Below are 5,093 nucleotides of genomic sequence, written 5' to 3' on the forward strand. Positions count from 1 at the left end.
CGGCCACCGTCGAGCTGCACCATCGGACGCAGCTCCGGCGGGATCACCGGCACGGCGTCGAGAACCATGCCCAGCGGCGAGTTGCCCGACTGCTGGAACGCCGCGACGACCTTGAGTCGCTTGAGCGCGCGCAGCTTCTTCTGGCCCTTACCGCTGCGGATGGTCTCGCGCAGCGACTCGGCCTCGGCGTCGATGTCGAAGGTCTCGAGGAGCTTCTTGATCGCCTCGGCCCCCATGGCACCGGTGAAGTACTCGCCGTAGCGGTCCTGCAGCTGGTGGTAGAGCTTCTCGTCGATGATCAAATCGCCGGGAGAGAGCTTCACGAACTTGTCCCACAGCTCTTCGAGAGCGTCGAGCTCACGCTGTGCTGCGTCGCGCATCCGCTTCATCTCGCGGTCGCCACCGTCGCGCACCTTGCGGCGCACGTCGGCCTTGGCACCCTCGGCCTCGAGCTCGGCGAGGTCGGCCTCGAGCTTCTGCTGACGCTCGTTGAGGTCGGCGTCGCGCTGATCGGCGACAGCCTTCTTCTCGACCTCCATCTCCGCCTCGAGCGTCGAGAGCTCGTTGTGGCGGAGCTCGTCGTCGACCGAGGTGATGACGTATGCGGCGAAGTAGATGATCTTCTCGAGATCCTTCGGCGCGAGGTCGAGCAGGTAGCCCAGGCGGCTCGGGACACCCTTGAAGTACCAGATGTGGGTGACCGGCGCGGCCAGCTCGATGTGGCCCATCCGCTCACGACGCACCTTGGCCTTGGTGACCTCGACGCCGCAGCGCTCGCAGATGATGCCCTTGAAGCGCACGCGCTTGTACTTGCCGCAGTAGCACTCCCAGTCGCGAGTAGGTCCGAAGATCTTCTCGCAGAACAGGCCGTCCTTCTCAGGCTTGAGCGTGCGGTAGTTGATGGTCTCCGGCTTCTTGACCTCGCCGTACGACCAGTTGTGGATATCGTCGGCCGTTGCAAGACCGATTTTCAGTTCGTCGAAAAAGTTGACGTCGAGCACTTGTTACCTTTCCAGAGCTCTGTCAATAAAGGGCCGTTGGCCGCCGGTCACGGAAACTCCGTGACCGGCGGCAGCGAGATCAGTTCGCGAGGTCGTCGACGGTGGCCGACTCGTTGCGCGACAGGTTGATGCCGAGGTTCGCGGCTGCGCGCTCGAGATCCTCGTCGTCGGTGTCGTGCATCTGAATCGCCGCACCGTCGGAGCTCAGCACCTCGACGTTCAAGCAGAGCGACTGCAGCTCCTTGAGGAGCACCTTGAACGACTCGGGGATGCCCGGCTCGGGGATGTTCTCGCCCTTGACGATGGCCTCGTAGACCTTGACGCGGCCGACCACGTCGTCGGACTTGATCGTCAGCAGCTCCTGCAGCGTGTAGGCAGCGCCGTACGCCTGCATGGCCCAACACTCCATCTCACCGAAGCGCTGGCCACCGAACTGGGCCTTACCGCCGAGCGGCTGCTGGGTGATCATCGAGTACGGACCGGTGGAGCGAGCGTGGATCTTGTCGTCGACCAGGTGGTGCAGCTTGATGATGTACATGTAGCCGACAGACACCGGGTACGGGAACGGCTCGCCGGAACGACCGTCGAACAGCGTCGCCTTGCCGTCGCCATTGACCATGACCTCACCGTCGCGGTTCGGCAGCGTCGAGGACAGCAGTCCGGTCAGCTCCTCCTCGCGGGCGCCGTCGAACACCGGGGTTGCGGTGTTGGTGTCGGGCTCGGCCGAGTACATGTCCTCGGGCAGCTTCGACGCCCAGTCGGGCACACCACTCGCGACGTTGATGTTCCAGCCGGTCTTGGCGATCCACCCGAGGTGGGTCTCCAGGATCTGACCGATGTTCATACGACGCGGAACACCGTGGGTGTTCAGGATGATGTCGACGGGGGTGCCGTCGGGCAGGAACGGCATGTCCTCCTGCGGGAGGATCTTGCCGATGACACCCTTGTTGCCGTGGCGGCCTGCGAGCTTGTCGCCGTCCTGGATCTTGCGCTTCTGGGCCACGTACACGCGGACCAGTTCGTTGACACCGGGAGCGAGATCGTCGTCGTCGTCGCGGCTGAAGACGCGGACACCGATGACCTTGCCGGTCTCACCGTGGGGCACCTTGAGCGACGTGTCGCGAACCTCGCGAGCCTTCTCACCGAAGATCGCGCGGAGCAGACGCTCTTCCGGGGTCAGCTCGGTCTCGCCCTTCGGGGTGACCTTGCCGACCAGGATGTCGCCGTCACGGACCTCGGCGCCGATACGCACGATGCCGCGCTCGTCGAGGTCGGCGAGGACCTCGTCGGAGACGTTCGGGATGTCGCGCGTGATCTCCTCGGCACCGAGCTTGGTGTCGCGGGCGTCGATCTCGTGCTCCTCGATGTGGATCGAGGTGAGTACGTCTTCCTCCACGAGCCGCTGGCTCAGGATGATGGCGTCCTCGTAGTTGTGACCCTCCCACGGCATGATCGCCACGAGCAGGTTCTTGCCCAGTGCCATCTCGCCGTTCTCGGTACACGGACCGTCGGCCAGGACCTGGCCTGCCTCGACGCGCTGTCCCTCGTCGACGATCGGGCGCTGGTTGGCGCACGTGCCGTGGTTGGAACGCGCGAACTTGCGCATCCGGTAGGTGTCGCGGGTGCCGTCGTCTGCCATCACGGTGATGTAGTCGGCGGAGACCTCTTCGATCACACCGGTCTTGCCCGAGACGATGACGTCGCCGGCATCGACCGCCGCGCGCAGCTCCATACCGGTGCCGACCAGCGGCGACTCGTTACGGACCAGCGGCACGGCCTGACGCTGCATGTTCGCACCCATCAGGGCGCGGTTCGCGTCGTCGTGCTCGAGGAACGGGATCATCGCGGTCGCGACCGACACCATCTGTCGCGGCGAGACGTCGAGGTATTCGACCTCGGTCGCGCCGACGAACTCGACCTCCGAACCCTTCTTACGGACCAGCACGCGATCGTCGGTGATGGTTCCGTTGAGGTCGAAGTTGGTGTTCGCCTGGCCGATGAGGAAGCGGTCTTCCTCATCCGCGGTCAGGTACTGGATGTCGTCGGTGACGACACCGTCGACGACCTTGCGGTACGGCGTCTCGATGAAGCCGAACGGGTTGACCCGCGCGTAGACCGAGAGCGATCCGATCAGACCGATGTTCGGACCCTCAGGGGTCTCGATCGGACACATGCGGCCGTAGTGCGACGGGTGGACGTCGCGGACCTCGAGGCCCGCACGCTCACGGCTCAGACCACCGGGGCCGAGAGCCGAGAGACGACGCTTGTGCGTCAGACCCGACAGCGGGTTGTTCTGATCCATGAATTGCGAGAGCTGCGACGTTCCGAAGAACTCCTTGATCGCCGCCACGACGGGACGGATGTTGATCAGGGTCTGCGGGGTGATCGCCTCGACGTCCTGGGTCGTCATGCGCTCACGCACGACGCGCTCCATACGCGAGAGGCCGACGCGGATCTGGTTCTGGATGAGCTCGCCGACGGTACGCAGACGACGGTTGCCGAAGTGGTCGATGTCGTCGACCTCGATCGGGACGTCGAGGCCGTCGGGTCCGGCGACCTTCGCGAGCGACACGGTGTGCGGGTCGGAATCGTGCAGACGCACGAGGTACTCGACGGTCGCGGCGATGTCTTCGCGGGTCAGGACCGACTCGCCCGTCATCGGGTTGTCGGTGAGGCCCAACTTCTTGTTGATCTTGTAACGACCGACGCGTGCGAGGTCGTAGCGCTTCTCCTTGAAGAACAGGTTCTCGAGGAGGTTCTCAGCCGACTCGCGGGTCGGGGGCTCGCCCGGACGCAGCTTGCGGTAGACCTCGAGCAGCGCCTCGTCCTGGTTGGCGGTGTTGTCCTTCTCCAGGGTCGACATCATGATCTCGGAGAACCCGAAGCGCTCGCTGATCTCTTCGTTCGTCCAGCCGAGAGCCTTCAGCAGCACGGTGACCGGCTGACGACGCTTGCGGTCGATGCGCACACCGACGGTGTCGCGCTTGTCGACGTCGAACTCCAGCCACGCGCCACGGCCCGGGATGACCTTCACGGTGTGGAGGGTCTTCTCGGTGGCCTTGTCGATGGAGGCGTCGAAGTAGACGCCCGGGCTGCGGACGAGCTGCGAGACGACGACACGCTCGGTGCCGTTGATGATGAAGCTGCCCTTGTCGGTCATGATCGGGAAGTCGCCCATGAAGACGGTCTGCGACTTGATCTCACCGGTGTTGTTGTTGATGAATTCCGCGGTGACGAACAGGGGCGCCGCGTAGGTCATGTCCTTGTCTTTGCACTCCTCGACGGAGGCCTTGACCTCGTCGAAGTGAGGGTCGGAGAAGGAAAGCGACATCGACCCCGAGAAGTCCTCGATCGGCGACAGTTCGTGGAGGATGTCCTCCAGTCCGCCGACGGGGTTCTCTTCGCCACGGGCGATGGCCTTGGCGCGCCACTCGGGGGAGCCGACGAGCCACTCGAAGGAATCGAGCTGTAGATCAAGGAGGCCCGGTACCTCCAGAGGCTCGCTGATTTTCGCGAACGATGCGCGGTGCGGCGCATTCGGGATGGTGGTTGAGGTGGACTGGCGATCGACTGCCAAGGTGCGTCCTTCCAACACGAGGGTTCTGCCTAGCGGTGTGTGCAACAAGCGCTAAGTGGCTTGGTGGGCCGTTCGCTGGTGACAACCTTCGATCGCGATCACCATGCACACACCAGAGGAGAATGTGGCCAGAAGGAGAATCGACAGATGGACAGGAGGCAGCCAGCGCAACGTCCAACTGTAGCAGAAAATAGACGCACTTTGTCAAGTAGCGTCTGGAAACGATTTCGCACTGGTGGCTGCCCGCGCTGCAATCGCTGGTGACAGATTGGCCCGCCAACGCCGCCACGTCAAGCGGTACGCGCCAATTTGTGCAAGAAAATTAGCGCCTCACCTGCGTGATGCCGCGTTGGCGGGGTCGCTGCGGCAAGAGTTCAGCACCCCGTTGCGCGTAGAACACGCGCTGGCCACACGGCTGCCCTGGGCAGTTGTGAAGCGACCAACTCGGTTCACGCGAGGAGCGAACCCACGATGGGCCAGCGTCGGCTCGTGGTTGCGCCGCCCCGTTCTGCACG

1 protein-coding gene and 1 pseudogene are annotated in these 5,093 nt (G+C 64.1%); both read right to left on the minus strand.

All coding sequences use genetic code 11. The features are described from left to right. Positions 1-1,001, minus strand: a pseudogene (locus B3T59_RS20965) (DNA-directed RNA polymerase subunit beta'); the annotation flags it as partial. A 79-nt stretch (positions 1,002-1,080) separates the two neighbouring features. Beyond that, positions 1,081-4,578 (minus strand): DNA-directed RNA polymerase subunit beta, encoded by a 3,498-nt coding sequence (locus B3T59_RS20970; protein ID WP_005209199.1) that lies wholly within the window; start codon positions 4,576-4,578, stop codon positions 1,081-1,083. Between the last annotated feature and the right edge of the window lie 515 nt (positions 4,579-5,093).

Source organism: Gordonia sp. UBA7860 (genome assembly GCF_002500165.1).
GTDB classification, from domain to species: domain Bacteria; phylum Actinomycetota; class Actinomycetes; order Mycobacteriales; family Mycobacteriaceae; genus Gordonia; species Gordonia sputi.